17 protein-coding genes are annotated in these 24,113 nt (G+C 50.9%); 7 read left to right on the forward strand and 10 right to left on the reverse strand.

The window, feature by feature from the left end:
* Nucleotides 1-57: 57 nt before the first annotated feature.
* Entirely contained in the window at nt 58-2,157 is a 2,100-nt protein-coding gene (gene fhuA / locus T411_RS0118355; RefSeq protein ID WP_001244549.1) for a TonB-dependent siderophore receptor FhuA, read from the reverse strand.
* A gap of 134 nt (nt 2,158-2,291) precedes the next feature.
* Here fhuA and T411_RS0118360 point away from each other — a divergent pair, with 134 nt between their 5' ends.
* Nucleotides 2,292-4,121: an ABC transporter ATP-binding protein gene (locus T411_RS0118360; RefSeq protein WP_000488004.1), complete on the forward strand. Its 1,830-nt coding sequence runs from the start codon at nt 2,292-2,294 to the stop codon at nt 4,119-4,121.
* A gap of 35 nt (nt 4,122-4,156) precedes the next feature.
* Here T411_RS0118360 and T411_RS0118365 read toward each other — a convergent pair whose 3' ends face one another.
* The 3 genes from T411_RS0118365 to recQ all read right to left on the reverse strand — a co-directional run bounded on the left by T411_RS0118365 (nt 4,157) and on the right by recQ (nt 6,817).
* Nucleotides 4,157-4,519: a hypothetical protein gene (locus tag T411_RS0118365; protein ID WP_001235474.1), complete on the reverse strand. Its 363-nt coding sequence runs from the start codon at nt 4,517-4,519 to the stop codon at nt 4,157-4,159.
* Between the two features lie 170 nt (nt 4,520-4,689).
* A complete protein-coding gene (locus T411_RS0118370; RefSeq protein ID WP_000807263.1) occupies nt 4,690-4,989 on the reverse strand; it encodes a DUF3630 family protein in 300 nt (99 codons plus the stop codon).
* On the reverse strand, nt 4,982-6,817 hold the full coding sequence (gene recQ, locus T411_RS0118375) for an ATP-dependent DNA helicase RecQ (protein WP_002033540.1): 1,836 nt from the start codon (nt 6,815-6,817) through the stop codon (nt 4,982-4,984). The genes T411_RS0118370 and recQ overlap by 8 nt, the downstream gene beginning before the upstream one ends.
* 226 nt (nt 6,818-7,043) lie before the next feature.
* On the opposite strand from recQ, the gene rarD reads away from it, so the two are divergent.
* The 4 genes from rarD to T411_RS0118395 all read left to right on the forward strand — a co-directional run bounded on the left by rarD (nt 7,044) and on the right by T411_RS0118395 (nt 11,517).
* Nucleotides 7,044-7,886 (forward strand): EamA family transporter RarD, encoded by an 843-nt coding sequence (gene rarD, locus T411_RS0118380; RefSeq protein ID WP_001889839.1) that lies wholly within the window; start codon nt 7,044-7,046, stop codon nt 7,884-7,886.
* Between the two features lie 173 nt (nt 7,887-8,059).
* On the forward strand, nt 8,060-9,814 hold the full coding sequence (ggt, locus tag T411_RS0118385; RefSeq protein ID WP_001104638.1) for a gamma-glutamyltransferase: 1,755 nt from the start codon (nt 8,060-8,062) through the stop codon (nt 9,812-9,814).
* Nucleotides 9,815-9,970: 156 nt separating this feature from the next.
* Nucleotides 9,971-10,774: an AraC family transcriptional regulator gene (locus T411_RS0118390; RefSeq protein ID WP_000381934.1), complete on the forward strand. Its 804-nt coding sequence runs from the start codon at nt 9,971-9,973 to the stop codon at nt 10,772-10,774.
* Between the two features lie 74 nt (nt 10,775-10,848).
* Nucleotides 10,849-11,517: a LysE family translocator gene (locus tag T411_RS0118395; protein ID WP_001004599.1), complete on the forward strand. Its 669-nt coding sequence runs from the start codon at nt 10,849-10,851 to the stop codon at nt 11,515-11,517.
* A gap of 744 nt (nt 11,518-12,261) precedes the next feature.
* Here T411_RS0118395 and uvrD read toward each other — a convergent pair.
* Together uvrD and prlC are read right to left on the reverse strand one after the other, a co-directional pair.
* Entirely contained in the window at nt 12,262-14,433 is a 2,172-nt protein-coding gene (gene uvrD / locus T411_RS0118400) for a DNA helicase II (protein WP_000566897.1), read from the reverse strand.
* Between the two features lie 137 nt (nt 14,434-14,570).
* Entirely contained in the window at nt 14,571-16,613 is a 2,043-nt protein-coding gene (prlC, locus tag T411_RS0118405; protein WP_000070212.1) for an oligopeptidase A, read from the reverse strand.
* 279 nt (nt 16,614-16,892) lie between these two features.
* Between prlC and T411_RS0118410 the strand changes: the two genes are divergently transcribed.
* On the forward strand, nt 16,893-17,732 hold the full coding sequence (locus T411_RS0118410) for a 23S rRNA (adenine(2030)-N(6))-methyltransferase RlmJ (RefSeq protein WP_000954223.1): 840 nt from the start codon (nt 16,893-16,895) through the stop codon (nt 17,730-17,732).
* Nucleotides 17,733-17,837: 105 nt separating this feature from the next.
* Complete coding sequence (gorA, locus tag T411_RS0118415) at nt 17,838-19,193, forward strand: glutathione-disulfide reductase (protein WP_000190699.1); 1,356 nt, start codon at nt 17,838-17,840, stop codon at nt 19,191-19,193.
* A 94-nt stretch (nt 19,194-19,287) separates the two neighbouring features.
* On the opposite strand, the gene T411_RS0118420 is transcribed toward gorA, so the two are convergent.
* From T411_RS0118420 to T411_RS0118435, 4 genes are all read right to left on the reverse strand, one after another.
* A complete protein-coding gene (locus tag T411_RS0118420) occupies nt 19,288-20,235 on the reverse strand; it encodes a hypothetical protein (protein WP_001127296.1) in 948 nt (315 codons plus the stop codon).
* Between the two features lie 174 nt (nt 20,236-20,409).
* Nucleotides 20,410-21,348 (reverse strand): ABC transporter permease, encoded by a 939-nt coding sequence (locus T411_RS0118425; protein ID WP_001277179.1) that lies wholly within the window; start codon nt 21,346-21,348, stop codon nt 20,410-20,412.
* Between the two features lie 2 nt (nt 21,349-21,350).
* Complete coding sequence (locus T411_RS0118430; RefSeq protein WP_000490818.1) at nt 21,351-22,328, reverse strand: ABC transporter permease; 978 nt, start codon at nt 22,326-22,328, stop codon at nt 21,351-21,353.
* A 154-nt stretch (nt 22,329-22,482) separates the two neighbouring features.
* Nucleotides 22,483-24,039, reverse strand: coding sequence for an ABC transporter substrate-binding protein (locus tag T411_RS0118435; RefSeq protein ID WP_000855615.1), 1,557 nt, complete (start codon nt 24,037-24,039; stop codon nt 22,483-22,485).
* Nucleotides 24,040-24,113: the final 74 nt, after the last annotated feature.

Consider the following 24,113-nt stretch of genomic DNA (forward strand, 5'->3'; position numbering starts at 1 on the left):
CATCCAAGAATACGGACAATCGGCGACCCCAAACGGCAAGTTCACAACAATTGCCGATTACCAGCGATAGTTAGCACTGAGTACCGCGCTGCGTGATTGGCCGTAGTAACACCAGTAATCACAGCCAGAAACGAACTCGCGATCAAACAGGTTGTTGATGTTGAGCTGCACTTGCCAGTTTTCAGTGATTTCATAGCCCGCCATCAGATCGACCAAGGTTACACTCGGCACCGTACGATCGCTCGAACGCGGATTATCTTTCGACTCACCGATGTAACGTACGCCGGAGCCAAACGTCCAACCTTGCAGACCAAGCTGCGCCGCATCGTAATCCAGCCACGCTGACGCTTGATGTTTCGGGATCAAACCGGCTTGTTGCGTCCCCTTGCCACCCGTTTCATCGGTTTTGGCATCGGTGAAGGTGTAGCTGGCGGTCAGTTTCAAGCTATCAGTGACATAACCTACGCTTTCGACTTCAATACCTTGGGCGGTCATTTCACCCGTTTGCGTCGCCACAAAAGTCGTTGGGTTGGTCACCAGCGCATTTTGTTGGGTGATATCAAACCAAGCTAGATTGATGTAACCATCATAAAACTCTGGCTGGTACTTCACGCCAACCTCAGTTTGTTCGCCTTTCAGTGGCTTATACAACTCACCCTTCGCGCTATCGATAGTGCTGAGCACATCAAACGATTGTGAATAGCTGAGGTAAGGCGATACACCATTACTGGCCAGATACATCAAACCCGCATTGAATGAAAACTCCGCATCGCTGCGGCTTTTACGCTGCGCGTTTTTTTGGCTTTCGTTTTCAGTATCGACCCAATCCATACGGCCGCCAATCAGACCAATCCACTGCTGATCCAGCTTGATTTGGTACTGCGCGTACAAACTCGCTTGCTCTTTGGTAATGGTGCGATCCGCTGCGGAAGATTCATCGATAGGCGTGTAATTGCCATAAATCGGGTTGAACGGATTGATGGTGCCGAAGCTGTAGTTATCTAACTCAACACCTTGAGTCTGGTGGCGTTGCAGCTCTAAGCCCATCAACAGCGTGTTTTCAACACGGGCAGAATCCCACTTCGCCACCGCTTTGTTATCTAAGCTCAAGCTTTCGGTTGAACCATCACGGAACACAATGCCTTGCGTTAATGTGTCTTTACTTGGGTCATCATTCGAAAAAGCGTAGCTGCTGCGCAGATAGAGATCGTTATCGCCGTAATTGAAGGTCTGTGACAGCGCCCAGACATCATTAAGATCATGCTCGAACAAGTAACCCAATGACACCTGACGACGCTCATACTTGTCGTAATCCGGTTGCCCTAAGTTGGTAGAGGGATCGATATGACCAAAGTTGGAATCGATTAAGGTGCCCGCCGCAGGGAAAAATGGGTTAGTCGGCACACCGCTGTCTTCCAAAAAGCTCGCCAACAGGGTTAAACGGGTTTGCTCAGAAATATCGATGCTGAGACTTGGCGCAAGGTAGTTACGGCTGGTTTGCGTACCGTTCAACTGCCCATCATTCTCTTTCATCAACGCGACTAAACGGTAACGCACGGAACCGTCTTGATTCGCGTAATCGGAAATGTCTAAGGTTAAGGTGCGCAGCGCATCATTACCCACTTGTAGGCCAACCTCACCTTGTGGAATGTCGGTCGGTTTCTTCTGCACCGCATTGACCACTCCACCTAGAGGTGCCTCACCATACAAAATCGAAGCGGGACCTTTCAGCACTTCAATACGCTCTAAAGCGTAAGGTTCGATAAGCCAAGTGTAGTAACCATCACGGAACAGGCGGCTGCCATCTTGGTAGGTTGCGGCATCAAAACCACGCACTTTGAGCCAATCAGTATCATTGTCCGCGCCATAAGGTTGAGCGGTGACGCCGGAGGTATAGCGCAGCGCTTCATCCAATTTTTGTGGCGCGCGAGCCACAATCTCTTCTTGAGTGACAATCGATAGCGCTTTTGGCGTTTCTTGTGCGGGTGTTTCCACTTTCAAGGCTGAAGCGGTCACCACTAAGGTTTCTAACTGCTCAGTTTCTTGGTTGGTATTGGCCATTACACTCGGTGCGGCAACCAAAACAACAGGGATGAAGTGCAAGCGAAGCGCACGACGAATGTATTGTCCGAGCTGACTCGGGCGAATATTGCGCATGATAAAACCTCTGCTATAGATTTGAGAATCGTTTTTATTAGTATTAATTTTACGCAATTTTAGTGATAATTATCTTAATTAAAAGCAAAAAATTGCGAATCTTTCTCAATTACTTTCATTAAGGCACCTTGTTCATGTTCCAATGGTTTGAAAAACTGACCGAACCTTTCCCGGCTCAAGAGCCGCAAACACCGCCTAAATCTTTGGTTGCTTTCTGTCGTTACTACACGCAAGGCTTTGAAAAACCGCTGTTATTGATGTCGCTACTCAGCGCCTGCGTAGCGATGGCGGAAGTCACTCTCGTACGTTACATGGGGGAGATTGTTGATATTCTCAGTACTCAAGAGCGCCACCAGTTTTGGGAAATACACGGCGAACGGCTGTGGACGATGGCGGCACTGGTACTGGTAGTGATGCCGATTCTGGCACTCGTACACTCGATGTTGCTGCATCAAACCATTTTGGGTAACTATCCGATGTCGATCCGCTGGTCGACTCATCGCTATTTACTCAAACAAAGTATCGGCTTCTTCCAACGTGATTTTGCTGGGCGCGTTGCGACAAAAGTGATGCAAAATGCGAATAGCGTGCGCGAAACAGTGCTGAAATTGGTCGATCTGTCGGTCTATATCGCGGTGTATATGGTGTCGATGCTGGTGATGATTGCCGAGGCTGACAAAGTTTTGGTGGTGCCGATCCTCGTTTGGCTGCTCTTCTATATCGCGATTCAGGTCTACTTCGTACCCCGCTTGAAAACCATTTCGACCGATCAAGCCAACGCACAATCGCAAATGACTGGGCGGATTGTTGATACCTACACCAACATCACCACCGTAAAGCTGTTCTCCCACTCTCAACGCGAAACCACCTACGCAAAATCGGGCATGAAGCAGTTTCTACACACGGTTTACCGCCAGATGCGTACCTTAACCTCGCTTCTCTACAGTGTGGATCTGATCAACTATCTGTTGCTGTTTAGCATTGCTGCTCTCTCGATCCAGTTATGGCTCGCGGAAACGGTCACCGTCGGGGTGATCGCAATTGGTATTACGATCGCGCTGCGCATGCAAGGCATGTCGAAGTGGATCATGTGGGAAATTCGCGCTCTGTTTGAAAGCGTTGGCACCGTGATTGACAGCATGAACACCATAGCGAACCCAGTGGAAATTGAGGATCGCCCACAAGCAAAATCGCTCCAAGTGAAATTTGGTGAGCTGAGCTTCGCGCAAGTTCGTTTTGGTTACAGCGCGCAAAAAACCGTGTTTGATAATCTAAACTTAGTGATTCAAGCCGGAGAAAAAGTCGGCATTGTCGGCCGCTCTGGCGCAGGCAAATCGACGTTAGTCAATCTACTGCTGCGCTTTTATGATGTGCAAAGCGGCCAAATTCAAATTGATGGGCAAGACATTAGCCATGTTAGCCAAGAATCGTTGCGCCGCCATATCGGCATGATCACCCAAGATACTTCACTGCTGCACCGCTCGATCCGCGATAACATTTTGTACGGCGACCCGGATGCCGATCAAGCCGCCATCGAAGAAGCCGCTCGCCAAGCGCATGCTCATGATTTCATTCAGGAGTTGCACGATGAACAAGGCCGCACTGGGTATGATGTTCAAGTCGGTGAACGTGGCGTAAAACTGTCTGGCGGCCAGCGTCAACGTATTGCGATCGCACGCGTGCTCCTGAAAAACGCGCCAATCTTGATCATGGACGAAGCCACTTCCGCACTCGATTCTGAAGTGGAATCGGCCATTCAAGAGAATCTGCACACTCTGATGGCAGGCAAAACCGTGATTGCGATTGCGCACCGTTTATCGACAATTGCCGCGATGGATCGGCTGATTGTGATGGATGAAGGGAAAATCGTAGAGCAAGGTAGACATCAAGAACTACTGGCGCACAAAGGGATTTATGCCCAGTTATGGGCGCACCAGACCGGCGGTTTTATTGGCGAAGCCTAATTCTTGAGACACGATAAAGCCCCGCAAGGGGCTTTTTACTGCGCCTCTTCGGCACAGTGCATACGGTGAAACACGCGGTGAATAGCGGGGGCAAATAAAGTAGCAAGAGAGACAAAAAACACTGTATCAATGAATAAGCTATAAAAAGCCAAAAAGAGGTGTAAGGCTGCAGATTGGTGGAAATCCGCCACCGGATAAGGGAGCTCAAGGCCGCTCACCATCGAGAGTGCATTAAGCCAAGCTTGAGCAGCAGCCAGCTCCGCCAGCAACATAAAGCCAATCACCCCTGGCAGCAGACCAACGAGCAATACCAATAAAGCAATCAACGCATAGCGCAGGCAACGCCACACAAACCGCTCAAACGAAATGACTTCTTGATGAACCGACTCTAAACGCATTCGCCTCTCCTCCATTGGTCATAGGTGGATTATCCGTAAGTGCTAAGACCTATAGGCGCGAAAAACCATAAGTGCTAACACCCATAAGTGCATGAGTCTTAGCATAAGGGGCGAAAAATAAAAGGAAAGCACAGACTGCGCGCGATGGAACAACGCTCGACTTTACTGGCTTAGATGCGCTGCAAGAGCTTGGCAATAAACGCAAGCTCCTCATCGCCCTGACCTGCGGTTAGGGTTTCCAGCCACAATGATTGGCTGTAATGCTCGCCGCGCAGCAGCAAATGGCAGCCTTCGAAATCGATCAGCCAAGTGTGCAGATCTGCATCGCACTGCTTTTCCAACACCCGAGCGGAAAGTAAGTTCACCAAACGCAAAGCGGTTTCAGCAAAAGCCTCAAAATCGAAGTTTTCGGCGCGCACAATCAAGCGCCCTTCCGCGGCAAGATAGTCGCCTAAACCAAACTCAGCCATGATAGGTCAAATGCTCCTGAATCAGATCCAAAAACGGGTCGGCGTATTTTTCCAGCTTGCGCTGCCCAACCCCATTCACCGCCAACATTTCGCCGTAAGAGGTCGGCATGATCTCCGCCATATCAATCAAGGTGGCGTCACTGAACACCACATACGGTGGTAAGCCTTCATCATCAGCGATCGATTTACGCAGCTTACGTAGTTTGGCAAACAGCTTTTTGTCGTAGTTTTTGCCCGACAATTTGTCAGATTTCGCGGCGCGCGCCGCGGTATCTAAACGCGGTACCGCCAGCTCAATATTCATTTCACCGCGCAGCAGCGGGCGCGCTTCTTCAGTCAGTTGCAGCGTCGAGTTACGCGTGATGTTTTGGTAGAGCATGCCTTTGTGGATCAGTTGGCGAAAAATACTCACCCAGTAATCGTGGCTGTGATCGCGGCCAATGCCGTAAGTGGTGATTTTGTCGTGGCCATGCTCGCGAATGCGGATATTTTGCATACCACGCAGCACTTCCACCACATAGCCAATCCCGAAGTTTTGGTTGACGCGATAGACACACGACAAGGCTTTGCGTGCCTCTTCCGTGGCATCAAAACGCTTGGGCGGGTCGAGGCAGATATCGCAGTTACCACATGGCTTATCGCGATATTCGCCAAAATAATTGAGCAACACTTGGCGGCGACAAGTTTGCGCTTCAGCAAACGCGCCCATGGCGGTGAGCTTGTGGCTTTCGACCTGTTTTTGCGCGCCATCGGGCTTTTCATCCAGCATGCGGCGCAGCCAGTTCATGTCAGCAGGGTCGTACAGCATCATGGCTTCAGCAGGCAGGCCATCACGCCCTGCGCGGCCAGTTTCCTGATAGTAGGATTCAATGTTGCGTGGAATATCAAAATGCACCACAAAGCGCACGTTGGGTTTATTAATCCCCATGCCAAATGCCACGGTCGCCACCACAATTTGCAGGTCATCACGCTGAAACGCCTCTTGCACCCAAGCGCGTTCATCGGCGTCCATCCCGGCATGGTAACTGGCGGCGCGAATGTGGTTGCCGCACAGCTTTTCGGTGAGCATTTCGACTTTTTTACGGCTACCACAATAGATGATGCCGCACTGCCCACGCTGCGTTTCCAGATAACGGATCACTTGTGAAACCGGCTTATGTTTTTCCACCAGCATGTAGCGAATGTTCGGGCGATCAAAGCTGCCCAGATACTGATGCGGCTCCTTGAGCTGCAAACGCTGCATGATATCGTGACGGGTCGCGTCATCCGCAGTTGCCGTCAGCGCCATCACCGGCACATTCGGGAAACGCTGCTTAAGCTGGCCTAATGAGGCGTATTCAGGGCGAAAATCGTGTCCCCATTGCGAAATACAGTGCGCTTCATCGACCGCAATCATGGCTAACGGCAGATGGCTGAGCCGTTCGATAAACTCGGCGGTCAATACCCGCTCTGGCGACACATACAGCAGCTTGAGCTGGCCAGCATGCATGCGGTTATAAATCGCGATCAGTTCCTCGCGCGCCAAGGTGGAATTGACACACTCGGCGGCGACACCGTTGGCTTTAAGCTGGTCAACCTGATCTTTCATCAGCGAAATCAGGGGAGAAATCACTAACGTGACCCCTTCCAGCACCAGTGCAGGGATCTGGTAACAGAGCGATTTACCACCGCCAGTCGGCATAATGACCAAGCTATCACGCCCAGCCAGCGCCGCCTCAATCACCTCTTGCTGACCGACGCGAAATTGCTGATAGCCAAACACCTCGTGCAAAACACGTTCAGGAGTGGCAAAGAGAGCAGAAGATTCAGCCATTAAAGTCGCGGTCATATCGATAGAGTGCAAAGTAAGAGTCATGGGTCGCCAACAAGCTGGCTATTGTAGAGGGGTTACTCGGTGAATAAAACCGCAAAATACGTACAGTGTACGATTCTCAGGTTATACTTCGCTGCTACCGCCGCCAAAGCGGTCATCACCATAACCAGAGAAGTTGTTCATGACACCCGACCAACAAGATGCCAAAAAAGGAATTTTGCTCGCGATCAGCGTATACACCATGTGGGGCATTGCGCCGATTTATTTCAAAGCACTTGGCGCCGTATCGGCGCTGGAAATCCTTAGCCACCGGGTGGTGTGGTCATTTGTGTTGCTCGCGGTTCTGATTCACCTCGGTCGTCGTTGGCGCAGCGTCGTTGGCGTAGTACACACTCCGCGCAAATTTTGGCTGCTGTTAGTGACCGCTTTGCTCGTGGGGGGTAACTGGCTGATTTTTATCTGGTCAATCAACGCTAACCATATGCTGGATGCCAGTTTGGGTTACTACATTAATCCGCTACTCAACGTGCTGCTCGGCATGCTGTTTCTCGGCGAGCGCCTGCGTAAATTGCAGTGGTTTGCGGTCGCGCTTGCCGCGATTGGCGTGGGCATTCAGTTAGTGGTGTTTGGCTCAGTGCCGATTGTGGCGATTGCCCTTGCCACCAGCTTTGGTTTTTATGGTCTACTGCGTAAAAAGATCCAAGTCGATGCGCAAACAGGCTTGTTCCTTGAAACCCTGTTTATGCTGCCTGCCGCCGCCATCTACCTAATCTGGCTCGCCGATACGCCAACCAGTGATATGGCACTCAACACTTGGCAGCTCAATCTGCTCTTGGTTTGCGCTGGCGTCGTGACTACCTTGCCCCTGCTCTGTTTTACCGGAGCCGCAGCGCGTCTCAAACTCTCAACGCTTGGTTTTTTTCAATATATCGGCCCGAGTTTGATGTTTTTGCTCGCAGTTTTGGTCTACGGTGAAGCCTTTACCAGCGATAAGGCGATCACCTTTGCTTTTATTTGGAGTGCCTTGGTCATCTTCAGTGTTGATGGGTTAAAAGCAGGACACGCCGCACGGCGTGCACGTTAGAGCTCGCTACCGAGGTAAGCTATCCCGGCTTACCTCCCTATTCCACCTCGTCTAACTCGTTCAATCCTGAGACATTGCTGCATAAATCATCGATTTAGCCAACAAGCCGCTAGAACAAAACTTTAACCCAACGTTAACATGATCTCTTCATAACAACGAAAATGGAGATGGGCATGAATTGGACTCATACCCCCTTGGCGCTTTCTGCGCTGATGTTTGCGATGGCTGCACAAGCTACCCCGAATCAAGCCACCGATGCGGTTGCGCCAGAACAAGCCACTGGCTTTGAGCACAAATCGTTAGTCAAAGCCAAAAACTGGATGGTCACGGCGGCTAACCCACTGGCGAGCGAAGCAGGGGCTTCGATTTTACGCCAAGGCGGTAATGCGATAGATGCCATGGTGACGACACAACTGATGCTGGGCTTGGTTGAGCCGCAATCATCCGGCATTGGCGGTGGCTCGTTTTTGGTCTACTGGGATGCCAAGAAAAAAGCGCTCACTACGTTCGATGGCCGCGAAACCGCGCCACTCAACGCCACACCTGAACTATTTTTAGATAGTACAGGTCAGCCAATGAAATTTTACGATGCCGTGGTCGGCGGTCGCTCGGTTGGTACTCCCGGCACGGTCAAACTGCTGTGGGAAACCCATCGTCAATACGGCAAGCTGGAATGGGCGCGCTTGATTGAACCTGTCGCCAAACTCGCCGAGCAAGGCTTTGAGGTAAGTCCTCGCCTCGCGGCACTCATTGCAGAAGATAAAGAGCGTTTAGGCCGTTTTCCTGCCACCAAAGCCTATTTCTTTGATGCACAAGGTGAACCCCTCACAGCCGGCACTTTACTGAAAAACCCGGACTACGCCGCCACACTCAGAGCCATCGCACAGCAAGGCGCCTCCGCCTTCTATCAAGGTGACATCGCCAAAGACATCATCGCCACGGTGCAAAATGCGCCGGGCAATCCCGGAGTGCTCGCTCAGCAAGATTTTGATACGTACCAAGTCAAACAGCGTGCGCCCGTGTGTGCGGCTTATCAAAGCTATCAAGTCTGCGGCATGGGGTTACCCAGCTCAGGTGGCCTGACGGTGGGACAAATTCTCGCCCTCACCGAACAATACGATCTCAAAGGTTGGGGCGCGCAGGATGTGAAATCATGGCAAGTGCTGGGGGATGCCTCACAACTGGCGTTTGCCGATCGCGGCTTGTACATGGCCGATCAAGATTATGTGCCCGTTCCGACCCAAGGCTTATTGGATAAAACCTATCTGGCCGAGCGCGCTAAACTGATCCAACCCGGCAAAGCGCTGACCAGTGCGCCAGCAGGCAATCCGCCTTGGCATCATGCGCAGCTACGCAGCCCCGATCAGTCGATAGAACTGCCCTCCACCAGCCACTTCAACATTGTTGACCGTGAAGGCAACGTGGTTTCCTTCACCACCTCGATCGAAAACGCGTTCGGTTCACGCTTGTTGGTGCGCGGCTTTTTGCTCAACAACGAACTGACCGATTTTTCGTTTGCCACGCAAAGTGAAGGTCGCCCGATTGCCAATCGCTTAGAGCCGGGCAAACGCCCACGTTCATCGATGGCACCGACCATTGTCTTGCAGGATAACCAACCCTATTTGGCGATTGGCTCACCCGGTGGCAGCCGAATTATTGGCTATGTGGCGCAAGCAATCGTTGCTCACACCCAATGGGGCATGAACATTCAAGCCGCGATCAATCAACCGCATGTGCTGAATCGTTTTGGCGAAATCGAGCTCGAACAAGGCACCTCCGCCGAGCAGTTCAAGCCAGCGCTAGAAAGTTTGGGGGCAAAGGTCGGGATCAAAGAGCTCAACTCTGGCCTGCACGCCATTCGTATTACTGCACAAGGTCTTGAGGGAGCCGCTGACCCTCGCCGTGAAGGCGTCGCCATCGGCGAGTAAGCGTTAACTCAAAAAGTGATGGGCAGAGTCTGCCCATCATTTTTTACTCGCACCTCATTTTTCCCACCCACGCGAAGAGGCACTGATCATTTTTTACAAGACAAGCTCTGACTCACCGCTTAAGATTTTGGTAACTTAGCCTACTTTTTGGTCTCTATGGATACAGTGAATTATCGCCCCAGCGCTTACCCCGCGATCAGTCTGATTGAAGCCGACTATCGCCAGTTTGCGTTTGAGCGTCACTACCATCTGGATATCCATATCGGTCTCATCACCCAAGGTGTACAACGTTTTTATCACCAAGGGGCTTGGCATCAAGTGGGACAAGGTGGTGTGGTACTGATGTCACCCGATGAATTGCATGATGGCCACGCGCACAGTAATACGGGCTATCAAGTACAAGTGTTCTCCATTGAACCTGAATGGTTACAGCAGACGCTCGAAGCCAACCAGATTGAGCAAGTGATCGGCTTTGAGCAGTTGATTGTACAAGACCCGACCCTATTTCACTCCTTGCAGCAACTTCACCATTTGCTGCGACAGGACAACCTCAGCCAGCTCGCCAAAGATTGCTTACCTTATCAAGGCTTTGCTCCGCTGCTTGAGCGTTATAGCTACCTAAAACAACCCACCGTAAAACCGCTTGGCCAACACAATCTCGCCCTACTCAAAGAGTGGGTACTCAGCCAGCTTGACCAACCGATCCGGCTCGAACAGTTAGCGCAATTGTGCCAACTCTCCCCAACTCAATTTCAGCGCCATTTTAAAGCGCAAACGGGGCTCACGCCTTACGCTTGGTTACGACGGCTACGCCTAGAGCAAGCAATGAAACTGCTGCAAAGTGGCAAACCAGGCACAGATGTCGCGTATCAGGTCGGCTTTTACGATCAGGCCCATTTCAGTAAAGCCTTCAAAGCCACTTATGGCCTTTCGCCTTCTTTGATCACTCGCTTTTCTTAACCACGCTGTCAAAAATTTACAAGCTCCTCGCGCTCGCCGCGCGGCATACTGGGTGAATAATGTGAGGAGAAAGCATGAACGAAATGTCCATTTTAGCCACCTTAGCCGGTGTGCATTTTATTGCCTTATTAAGCCCGGGGCCTGATGTCGCCTTAGTGGTGCAAAACGCTACACAGCACGGGCGTAAAACTGGCGTGATGATCGCGTTAGGTTTGTCGTGCGGCATTTTAGTCCATTTGATTTTGAGCCTGTCCGGCATTAGCTACTTAGTCAAACAGCAGCCAATGCTGTTTAACCTGTTACAACTGGCCGGCGGCAGCTACTTGCTTTATTTAGGGGCCGGCGCTTTGCAATCAGTGATGGCGCAAAAAAACGCTAGCACACCGACGCACAGCCCTGCGCCCTCCATTCTCGGCAACCGCCGTCAAGCCTTCACAAAAGGCATGATGACCAATCTCTTGAATCCCAAAGCTCTCGTGTTTTTTGTCAGCCTGTTATCTAGCCTGATCCCAGCCAGCATGTCTGTGTCTGGCAAGGTGAGTGCCGCTGCGATTTTGGTTGGCTTATCCCTAACTTGGTTCTCCTGTTTAGCTTGGCTGCTTACCACGTCTGCCATGCAACAACGCATGCAGCGCATTACGCGATCCGTCGATAGCATATGCGCTGCGGTGTTTATCTTGGCCGGTGGCGTGATTTTATGGCAAGCAAGCCGCGCTATAGCACAAACCTTCGGATGGCTATGATCCGACTTTGGCCGATCATGCTGTGCGAGATCTCTTACAAAGCGGTAGGACAAATTCGCTTTCTGCGATAAAAAACACTGACAAAAACAACATAAGCAATTGTTTTTAAATAAAATGTTCAAAATTTCATCATTTCGAACATCAAGAAATCGCTTCGCTTTGCTTGTTCAGAAAGCTCAGCTCAGTAAGATGAATCTCGTCGGAAGGATACTGACACGGAACAGGAAAGCACCAAGGATTGGTGATCTTCAGGAAGAAGAATCGAACATTCAGGATGAATGCTCGGCAAGGAAAGCGTAATTGGACATTGAACGGACGCAATCGTTGCTAGGATGGTAACGACAAGGATGGGAAATGGACACCTCTGGACGAGGCAAGGACTGAACATCAGGATGATGGCAGGGACACCGCTCAGGGAACAAGTGATGTGAACTCGCTAGGATTGTGAGTTGTAATGGAAGACACAGGACACCGCTAGGATGGCGATGCAAGGATTGAGCTGACGGATTGCAGCGTACTATCAAGGATTAGATGCAGGGAGCACCTTTTAGTAGCTGGAATGCTGCGAGTAAGACTCTAACCCCGGTGGGCTTGCCCCCGGGGTTTTCTTTTTTCTCCCGAAAAGTCATCACCACTTAACTCCTCAACAGAAACGTTAATCGTTACTTCGTATCTAGGGGCAAATTGGCAATTTCTTCCCGACCTCCCCCTAAAAGGGGGAGCCACGTCGCCGCACTATTCTATCTACACCTTCTCTAATCTCGCGTAAGCCGTGACTAACCACTTAATACCTTCGCCATTAAACGCCACTTGCACTCGGCTTTGCGGGCCACTGCCTTCAAAGTTAATGATGGTGCCTTCACCAAATTTCGGGTGACGGACTCGTGAGCCCAAATTAAAACCGGTTTCGTTAAAGCTTTCTTTGACTACGGTTTGGCTAAAGCGCCCTGTACTGGTTGGACGGCTGACTTGCGCCTTCATGCGCACTTCATCCAAACAGCCTTCTGGCAGTTCACGAATAAAGCGTGAGGGTTTGTGATACTTATCTTGCCCGTACAAACGGCGCATTTCCGCGTAGGTGATGTAGAGCTTTTGCATCGCGCGGGTCATACCGACGTAACACAGGCGACGCTCCTCTTCGAGACGCCCCGCCTCTTCGGCAGACATTTGGCTCGGGAACATACCCTCTTCCACACCGACCATAAACACCAGCGGAAACTCTAATCCTTTGGCACTGTGCAAGGTCATCAGTTGTACCGCATCATCATGCTCATCGGCTTGACCTTCACCGGCTTCCAGTGCCGCATGGGTCAAAAATGCGGTCAGCATGGTCATCTCTTGCGCTTCTTCTGGCTTTTCAAACTGGCGCGTCGCCGTCACCAGCTCTTCCAAGTTTTCAATCCGTGCTTTGGATTTTTCGCCTTTTTCTTGCTGATACATCTCCAGCAGACCAGAGGTTTTTACCGCGTGGTCCGTGAGCACATGCAGCGGCATGTCGATGCCTTCCTCTTCCAAGGCGTTGATCAGTTCAACAAAGCGGCTCAGCGCGCTCGCAGCACGCCCAGTGAGCACTTGGTCATTGAGCAGACCGACACTGGCATCCCACAAGGTGCAGCCACGATCGCGCGCGGCAAAGCGAATGGTCTCTAGGGTTTTATCACCCAAACCGCGCGGCGGCGTATTAATCACTCGCTCAAAGGCGGTGTCGTCATTGCGGTTATTAATCAAACGCAGATAACTCAGCGCATCTTTGATCTCTTGGCGCTCGAAAAAGCGCATCCCGCCATAAATGCGGTAGGCCAAACTCGCTTGCAATAATGCCTCTTCCAATACCCGCGACTGGGCGTTGTTGCGATACAAGATCGCGCAATCGGTCAGTGTGCCGCCCTGCTCCTGCCAGCCTTTGATTTTGCTGACCACAAAGCGTGCTTCATCGAGCTCGTTATACGCCGAGTACACCGAAATGGGTTCGCCGACCAAACCGTCAGTCCATAGCTGCTTGCCCATCCGCTCGCTATTATTGGCGATCAGTGTATTTGAGGCTTCCAAAATGGTTTTGGTGGAGCGGTAGTTTTGCTCCAGTCGAATGGTATTCACGCTCGGGAATTCGCGGGTAAATTTTTCGATGTTTTCCACTCGCGCGCCACGCCAGCCGTAAATCGACTGGTCATCGTCACCCACGATCATCACGTTCGACTGAGCACCCGCCATCATACGTAGCCACGCGTACTGAATCGCGTTGGTGTCTTGGAATTCATCGACCAAAATGTGCTTAAAGCGCGCCTGATAATGCTCGCGAATGTGCTGATTACCACGCAGAAGCTCTAGGGCGCGCAGCAAAATTTCGGCGAAATCGACCAAGCCGGCGCGATCGCACGCTTCTTGGTAAGCGGTGTACAGCTTGAGATAAGTTTGAGTAACCGGATCAAAGGCGTTGATGTGCGTCGGGCGCAATCCTTCATCTTTTTGATTGTTGATCCACCACGCGACTTGGCGTGCCGGCCACTGTTTATCATCCAGATTGTGCGCTTTGATGAGGCGTTTGAGCAGACGCTGCTGATCGTCACTGTCGATGATCTGAAAATCTTCCAGCAGCTTAGCGTCGAGATAATGGGCGCGCAGAATACGATGGCAAATACCGTGGAAAGTACCACACCACATGCCAGAGGCGGTGCCATGCATCAGCTCTTCAATTCGGCCACGCATTTCGGCTGCAGCTTTGTTGGTAAAGGTCACCGCCATCACCGAAAACGGTGAGGCTTCTTCCACCGACATCAGCCACGCAATCCGGTGCACCAGTACGCGGGTTTTACCACTGCCAGCACCGGCCAAAATCAGTAAGTTTTCCAGTGGCGCTGCCACCGCTTCGCGTTGTTTATCGTTGAGACCGTCGAGCAATAGAGAGGGATCGATCATGACTTCGCCACTGGTTATTTATACATAATGGCGGCGATTATAACCCCAAGTGTCGCAGATACCCAAACGTCTTGAATGGGCGCAGCGGTGGCCGGAAAAATTTCAGCCCACACGAGGTGGGCTGAAAGTACTATCGATTACGCGGCGATTCCGGCATGACGCAACAGAGCATCAATTTGTGGTTCGCGGCCACGGAAGCGCTTAAACAGCTCCATCGGCTCTTCGCTGCCACCCATCTCAAGGATGTTGTTGAGGAAGCTTTGGCCAGTCTCACGGTTGAAAATGCCTTCTTCTTCAAAGCGTGAGAATGCATCCGCCGAAAGCACTTCTGCCCACAAGTAGCTGTAGTAACCGGCGCTGTAGCCACCCGCAAAAATATGGCTAAAGCTGTGCGAGAAGCGGTTCCACTCCAAGCCCGGCAGCACTGCTACTTTCTTTTTCACTTCCGCCAAGGTTTCCAGCACTTTGGGCCCCACTTCTGGGTCGTAAGTGGTGTGCAGCGTGAAGTCGAACAATCCGAACTCCAACTGACGCAGAATAAACATCGCCGATTGGAAGTTTTTCGCCGCCAGCATTTTATCGAGCATGGCTTTCGGCAGTGGCTCACCCGTTTGGTAATGACCAGAAATGAACGCCAGCGCCTCTTCTTGCCAGCACCAGTTTTCCAAGAATTGGCTTGGCAGCTCGACTGCATCCCAAGGCACACCATTGATGCCGGATACCGCGCCCACTTCCACTTGCGTCAGCATATGGTGAATGCCGTGACCAAATTCGTGGAACAGAGTCGTCACTTCGTCGTGGGTAAACAGCGCAGGCTTATCGCCGACTGGGCGGTTGAAGTTACACGTCAGGTAAGCCACTGGTGTTTGCAGTGCGCCACTGTCGGTAGTGCGACGTACACGACACTCATCCATCCACGCGCCACCGCGTTTGTGTTCACGCGCATACAGGTCGAGATAGAAGCTGCCACGCAGCGTTCCTTGCGCATCAAAAATATCAAAAAAGCGCACCGATTCGTGCCATACATCTACCCCTTGGCGCTCTTTGACTTGCATGCCAAACAAACGGCTCAGCACTTCAAACAGGCCATTCACTACTTTTTGTTCTGGGAAGTAAGGGCGCAGCTCTTCATCGGAGATTTCAAACAGATGCTGCTTTTGCTTTTCGCTGTAGTAAGCAATATCCCACAGCTCAAGCTGCTTGACGCCAAACTCACTTTCGGCAAATTGGCGCAGCTCTTCCACTTCACGCTCACCTTGTGGTTTGGCTTTGTTGGCGAGATCATTTAAGAAACCAAGCACTTGGTCAGTGGTTTGCGCCATTTTGGTCGCCAGCGATTTTTCGCTGTAAGTGCTAAAGCCGAGCATACGCGCGATCTCATGGCGCAGTTTGAGCTGCTCAGCAATGATTTCGCTGTTATCCCATTTACCCGCATTCGGGCCGCGATCCGAAGCGCGCGTGACATACGCTTCATACACTTCTTTGCGCAGTGCTTGGTTATCACAGTAAGTCATCACTGGTAGATAAGACGGAATATCCAAGGTCAGCAGATACCCCTCTAAACCTTTGGCTTCGGCTGCTGCTTGTGCCGCCGCCAGTGCCGATTCCGGCATGCCCGCGAGCAGGTTTACATCGGTGATCTGCTTGGTCCACCCCATGGTGGCATCCAGCACGTTGTTGGAGAACTTAGAGCCAAGCTCAGACATACGCTTACTGATTTCGCCATAGCGCTTTTGCTCTTGCAGTGGCAAGCCGATGCCTGACAATTCAAAATCACGCAGACTGTCGCTGATGGTTTTTTGCTGCGCGCGATCGAGCTTGGCAAACTCCGCGCTCTCTTTAATGGTTTTGTAGGCTTCAAACAGCCCTTTATGCTGACCAACCCAAGTGCTGTACTCGGACAACAGCGGTAAGCAGCTTTCGTAGGCTTCACGCAGCTCATCACTGTTCACCACCGAATTCATATGGCTGACCGGTGACCAGATACGACTTAAGCGATCATCGACCTCTTCAATCGGCGCAATCACACTTTCCCAGCTCGGTTGTGGATTTTCGGCTAAAACCTTATCTATGGTGTGGCGACAATCCGCTATCGCCTGCTCAACCGCTGGCTTTACGTGCTCCGGTTTAATCGCAGAAAACGGCGGCAGATCCGTAAAGGTAAGAAGTGGGTTTGACATAAAAAGATTCCTTTTCAGCATAGAGACAGGCCGAATTTTGACCTGTGAGTTGTATAAGTAAATATAGGTAGCAGAACGATTTTTCAATAGCTGACCCAAGGAAAAGCGTTGCAAAATACGACTCACTCGCGCCTTAAATCCCCTAAAAAACCACGCCGTTACGCTGCGCGCTGCACGTAAAATCGGTATATAATCGAGCCAATATTTTTGTTTCTATTACTGGACGCAAGTCAATCAGCGGTCAGTACAGCGCCCCTCAAGCGGGTTTGAGAGTCTATTTTGTTAAGTTACCGACACAGTTTCCACGCAGGCAATCATGCGGATGTGCTCAAGCACATCGTACAGAGCCTGATCCTCAATTCTCTGCAACAAAAAGAGAAACCTTTTGTCTACCATGATACTCACTCTGGCGTAGGTCGTTACGATCTGACCCATGAGTGGTCGGAAAAAACCGGCGAATACAAGCAAGGCATTGCCCGCGTTTGGCAACAAGACAACATTCCGGCGGAGCTCGATAGCTATCTGGATGCGATTCGCCAGCTCAATCAAGGGGAAACACTGCGTTACTACCCGGGTTCACCTCGAGTCGCCCGCGCCCATCTGCGTGAGCAGGATCGCATGGTACTGACTGAGCTGCATCCAAGCGATTACCCATTGCTGGAGCAAGAGTTTCACCGCGATCGCCAAGTCTCTATCTATAAAGAAGATGGCTTCGCACGCCTGAAAGCCAGTTTGCCGCCGCAAGAACGCCGCGGTTTAGTGCTGATTGACCCGCCTTATGAGCTGGCTAAAGAGTACCGCGATGTGGTGCGCGCTATCGCTCAGAGTTACAAACGCTGGGCAACGGGTATTTATGCGATTTGGTATCCAGTGGTCAATCGCTGCGATATCGATGACATGTTAGAAGGCTTGCAAGGCTTAGAGATTCGTAAAATCTTACAAATTGAACTCGGTGTCGCGCCAGATACCAATGAGCGCGGCATGACCGCCTCGGGCATGATAGTGATTAATCCGCCATGGACGCTGGAAAGCCAGATGCAGACCATTTTGCCTTTCCTCAAACAGGCGATTGCCCCCGCTACTGGACACTATAAAGTCGAGTGGGTGGTACCAGAATAAGCTGTTTTTTCATCAAGGCGGGTGGATTGTGACGCCCTAGCCCTGATATAAGGAATACAAGAAAAGAGCGAAGAGCATCTTCGCCAGACATAATTGGAGAAAGTAATGGCAACACATTTTGACTACCTGTGCATTGGTGGTGGCAGCGGTGGTATCGCTTCCGCTAACCGCGCGGCGATGTATGGCGCGAAAGTCGCTCTCATCGAAGCCAAAGATCTCGGCGGCACTTGTGTCAACGTTGGCTGCGTACCGAAAAAGGTGATGTGGCACGGCGCGCAAATCGCAGAAGCGATGCACCTTTATGCAGAAGATTACGGCTTTGATGTCGATGTGAAAAACTTCAACTGGGCAAAGCTGGTGGAAAGCCGTCAAGCCTACATTGGCCGCATCCATCAATCTTACGATCGTGTTCTGGGCAACAACAAAGTTCACGTGATTAAGGGCTTCGCTAAGTTTGTTGATGCGAAAACCGTCGAAGTGAACGGCGAACTTTACACGGCTGACCATATTCTGATTGCCGTAGGTGGTCGCCCAAGCATTCCAAATATTCCAGGCGCAGAATACGGCATCGACTCGAACGGCTTTTTTGAGCTGAGCGAGCAGCCAAAACGCGTTGCGGTGATCGGTGCTGGTTACATCGCAGTAGAAATCGCGGGCGTGCTGAATGCGCTAGGTACAGAAACCCACCTGTTCTGCCGCAAAGAGTCTCCACTGCGTAGTTTCGACCCCATGATCATCGAAACCTTAGTGGAAGTGATGAATACGGAAGGACCACAACTGCACACCCATAGCGTGCCAAAACAAGTGGTGAAAGAAGCCGATGGTAGCCTGACGCTGCATCTGGAAAATGGTCAGACGTACAACGTGGATACTCTGATTTGGGCGATCGGTCGCCACCCTGCCACCGATGCCATCAACCTAGCGGCAACGGGCGTTGCGACCAATGAGCAAGGCTACATCAAGGTCGATGAGTTCCAAAACACTAACGTTGCAGGCATTTACTGTGTCGGCGATATCATGGAAGGCGGCATTGAGCTGACTCCGGTGGCCGTAAAAGCAGGTCGCCAACTCTCTGAGCGCCTGTTTAACAACAAACTGAACGCCAAGATGGATTACCAGTTGGTACCAACCGTGGTGTTTAGCCACCCACCGATCGGCACCATTGGCCTTACTGAACCACAAGCGATTGCGCAATACGGCGCAGAGAATGTGAAAGTGTACAAATCCAGCTTCACCGCCATGTACACCGCCGTCACCTCTCACCGTCAGCCATGCAAAATGAAGCTGGTGTGCGCAGGCCCACAAGAGACCGTGGTTGGTCTACACGGCATCGGTTTTGCGGTTGATGAGATGATCCAAGGTTTTGGTGTCGCGATGAAAATGGGCGCAACCAAAGCCGATTTCGATTCCGTGGTCGCAATTCACCCTACGGGCTCGGAAGAGTTTGTTACGATGCGGTAGCGGCATCGAGATTCCGTTCTGCTCAAAAAGAAAGCGGCCATCGCCGCTTTCTTTTTATCGATTTTTCTTTTTTAGAAAATCATGCCGAAAAGCTTTACTTTACACACACTACATTGAGTAGTGATGAGCCTTTTAACACATTGAGTTTGCCGGTGGTGAACATCCCTTTGCGCCCTTCTCCCCAATACGGTAACTGTACTGGCCACTGATGTTGCTGCATCTGTTTCGATTTTAATAACGCTGACCACTCTTGTTCAGTAGCGAGACGCATCCCTAGATCTCTACATACAATTTGCGCGGCATCATAGTCGAGGCGATTCCACGCCTGATCATGCTCCATGTAAAACTGCACTTTCGGATTGTCGCTGTACGGCACAGCAAAGGTTTGGCTGCCTACTTTCACTTGCTGGCGCAATACAAAACCACTGTTTCCCGAAGGTTTAGGTGTGCTGCTCAGTTTTGCTACGGGTTTGGTTGGCGCGGCGGCGGGTACCACAGTGGGAGCGGATTTTTCTTCGCTTTTCGGTTTACTCGCGGGCTTAGGTGCTGAAGCTTCTGATACCGCTGTGTTGGCAGCCGGAGCCACCGCAGCGGTTGTGGGTTTGGCTTTCATCACCGGCTGCTGCGCTGAAGTTTTCACCACTTGGCGAATGAATGCTTGCTCAAAGGTCGCCAGTTTTTTGACCTTTTTCAGCTCCTTGCTGGCGAGAGCAAAATCGCTATAAGGGCCGATCAAACAGCGCGCGCCTTTGGGCTCAGGTTTGACCCAAATATCGGTCGAGATATGTTCATAAAGGGTTTTTACTGTGGTGAGCGGCATCGGTTTGCTTAACATGCCACATTGGATCCAAAACAGAGAGTCTCCCCGCTTGGGCTTTTTGCCCCACAAGCCATCGCCAATTGGGCAAGCCTCATCCAGCACAGGTAATTGGTTAACCGCCGCCTGCTGCGCATCGCACAAATAGTCACTCTCGGCTGAAGCAATGGGGGCGAATAACAGTAAAGCCACACTCAGGTTGCAGCATAGAATCCATTTCGGCATCCGCTTGTCTCCTTAATACTCTGTGACTGAAATCAGGGTTCGAATCAGGCAAGTGATCTCGCCTCGAACACTTATTGGGATCCGGTATAGCAAAAATAAATGCAAAAAAAGAGCCGCATTCAAATACGGCTCTTAGTTTATGGAGAGTTTGTGAAGCAAATCAATCGGATTTACTTACCCTTTGTAAATTTTCGGGTTAAACACATCACGCAACCAATCGCCAAGCAAGTTAATCACTAATACCAACAATACCAATACAATCCCGGGAAAGGCGGTTATCCACCATGCACCCGAGAAAATGTAGGTAAAACCGATGCTGATCAGAGAGCCCAATGACGGCTGATCGACCGGTAACCCTAAGCCAAGGAAGGAGAGTGCCGCCTCTGACATGATCGCGTTTGCCACCTGTACCGTTGAAATCACCAGGATCGGTGATAAACAGTTGGGCAGAATATGGCGGAACATGATACGCAGCGCTTTAAAGCCCATCACGCGTGCCGCTTCCACATACTCTTTTTTCTTCTCCGCCAGCACCGAAGCACGCACCGTACGCGCGTATTGTGGCCATTCCGCCACACCGATGATCACCACCAACATCACCACCGCATATTGACTGAAGAACTCCCCACCAAAACTGGCTTTAAAGATCGCCGACACAATGATCGCCACCATCATGGTGGAGAATGAGAGCTGAATATCGGCAAAACGCATTAAAAAGCTATCAATTCGGCCACCGAAATAGCCTGCCGACAAACCAATCACAATGCCGAGTGTCAGTTGTAGGCCCACCGCCAAAAAGCCGATGGTCAGTGATAAGCGTGAGCCGTACAGAATGGTCGAGAAAATGTCACGCCCCTGCTCATCGGTGCCCAACAAAAAGTGTTCATTGCCCCCTTCCATCCATGAGGGTGGAAGCTCTGCATCCATAATATCAATCGACGAGAGATCGTACGGGTTGGTGGGCGCAATCAAGGGCGCGCTGATTGCCACGATGACAAATAGCACAAACACCGCAAAGCTGCTCATCGCCACTTTGTCGCGCAGGAAATAATAGAGAAAATCGGACTGCTTAAAGCGCTCCCAACGTGAAGGAGCGATCGATACTGCACTCATGGTTAAGCTCCTTTGCCAGTGAGGTTGACGGTCGGGTTAATCAGGCCATACAAGAGGTCGACAATCGTGTTGGTCACGACAAAGATCAACCCAACAAAGATGACGTAGGCGGTGATAAGTGGCGTATCCACACGGTTAATCGCCTCTAAAAACAAGAAGCCCGTTCCCGGCCACTGGAATACGGTTTCGGTCAAAATGGTGTAGGCCACCATAGTACCAATCTGCACCCCACCCACGGTCAATACCGGCAACATGGTGTTTTTCAGCGCATGTTGGTAATAGATTTTGTTGAGTGGCAAACCTTTGGCTTGCGCAAACTTGATGTATTCCGAGCTCAGTACTTCGAGCATTTCCGAGCGCACGAGGCGGATGAACAGCGGCAACATAATGGAAGCCAGTGCGATAGAAGGCAATACCAGATGGCGCAAGCCATCGAGGGTAAAGAAGCCGGACTCCCAGCCCAGTAGGTTAACGGTTTCGCCACGACCATAGGACGGCAACCAACCTAACTCAATCGAGAAGACATACATCAGCATGATCGCGGTTAAAAAGACCGGGATCGAAATGCCGATGCTGCTGCCCGCCATCACTATCTTGGTAAACAAGCTTTTCGGATGAATCGCCGAATAGACCCCAAGCGGGATTGAAAACACTATGATGATCAACGTGGCACCAAACACCAGCTCCAGTGTCGCCACCAGCTTATCGAAGATCACTTCCAGCGCCGGACGCTTAAAGAAATAGGAGGTCCCTAAATCCCCCTGCACCGCCGCAGTCACAAAACGAGAATATTTAATAATGAAGGGATCATTGAGGCCTAATTCGTCACGCAGTGCTTGACGCTCTGCTTCAGAAACGGACTGACCCACAAGCTCGCGCAGCGGATCACCCAGGTTGTCCTGAATGGCAAACGCTACCAAACTGATCACAAACATCACTATCAGTGCCTGATACAGGCGCTTGACCAGAAACGAAAACATTCCTTGCCCCTTAACTTTCCATGTGAATCTGTGGGCGCGATGAAGCCCCAAAACCTTTCAGTCTGAAAAAGGGTACGGGGCCCGACTGAAACAAAACCCTGTACCCGAAGAGAAGCTCTGTAGACCAACGCCTACAGAGCAGAGTGGTCCGAGATTACTCTTTCACCACCAGATCGCCAAAGTATGGGAAGTCCATACCGTTGATGATAGGTGCGATATCGAGCGTATTTTTCGCGGCCCATGACGGATCTTGGAAGTGAAGAGGCACAAACGCCGCTTCGTTATACAGGATCTCTTCCACTTTCTTCAGCATGGTGCTGCGTTTTTCTAGATCGGTTTCCTCGTTCGCGGCATTGACTAACTTATCGACTTCCGCATTCGAGTAGTAACCACAGTTGTACTGGCCTTTACCCGTATTTGAATCACGGGTCATGGTCAGGAACTCAGTAAAGTTTGCTGAGTCTTCGGTATCTGGGTGCCAACCAATCATCAGCATATCTGCCGCACATTTATCAAACTCAGGCCAGTATTGCGCTTTTGGCATGGTTTTTAGGTCAACTTTAATACCGATTTTTGACAACATCGCCGATGCCGCTTGCGCGATCTTTTCATCGTTCACGTAACGGTTGTTTGGCGCGATCATGGTCAGGTTGAAGCCTTTCTCATAACCTGCTTCTTTCATCAGCTCTTTCGCTTTGTTGAGATCAAAGCGTGGTTTTAGGTTCTCATTGTAACCGGCATAACCGACTGGGCTTTGCTGCGCAGCCGTGGTAGCCGCCCCTTTCATGACCTTATCCACAATCCCTTCGTTGTTGATGGCGTAGACAATCGCTTGACGCACACGCACATCTTTCAACGCTGGGTTGCTATTTTGGTTCATTTGGAAGGTAATCACGCGAGTGCCCGGCATAGTGAAGAGATCCACGCCTTTCGCATCTTTGATGCGTTGGTAATCATTCGGTGAAACCGGCGCAATCATATCCACACCGCCAGACAGCAGTGCCGCAACACGAGTGGCATCTTCTTTAATCACCGCCAGCGTCAGTTTGTCCACATTGCCTTTCGACGCTTTATCCCAGTAATTAGGGTTGCGTTGGAACTCAAGTTTCACGCCTTGCTCACGAGCCGTCACCGTAAATGGCCCGGTACCAGAGATGTTTTCAGAGGCGAAAGAGTTACCGTGCTTAACTATTTCTGCTTTGTTTTTACCATCCGCCGTGGTGCCGGTGTAGAACTTGCTGTCCATCGGGAAAATGTAGGTCGCCACGTTTTCAATCAGCGGGTAAGTGCCAGCCGTTTTGATTTCGATGGTGTAATCATCCACCTTAGTCAAAGAGACCAGAGGTTCAAAAATCCCTTTAAAATCCGCCGATTCTTTCAAACGATTGAACGTCCATACCACATCATCCGCGGTAAAATCATTGCCAGAGTGGAACTTCACGCCTTTGCGCAAAGTGAAACGCATGGTTTCGTTATCCACACGCTGCCAAGATTCGGCCAGACGAGGTTCAAATTCCATTTTTTGTGTAAAGCGAATAAGTGGATCAAAGACCATGTGCGACAGTTGCAGAGTACCGCCTGACAGCTGCTCATGTGGGTCCATTGAGACCGGGTCAGCGTCGTAAGCCACGGTAATATCCGCTGCCATCGCACCAAAACTCAAGCCAGCCGCTATCAAAGCCAACGCCAGTTTGTTTTTCATGGTTTTCATTGCATAACTCCTTATGCGGGAATCCAGATCCCTAGTTTGTTGTATTTGCTTTTGTAACAATCGCCAACCCAAGT

Source organism: Vibrio cholerae ATCC 14035 (assembly GCF_000621645.1).
Lineage (GTDB): Bacteria > Pseudomonadota > Gammaproteobacteria > Enterobacterales > Vibrionaceae > Vibrio > Vibrio cholerae.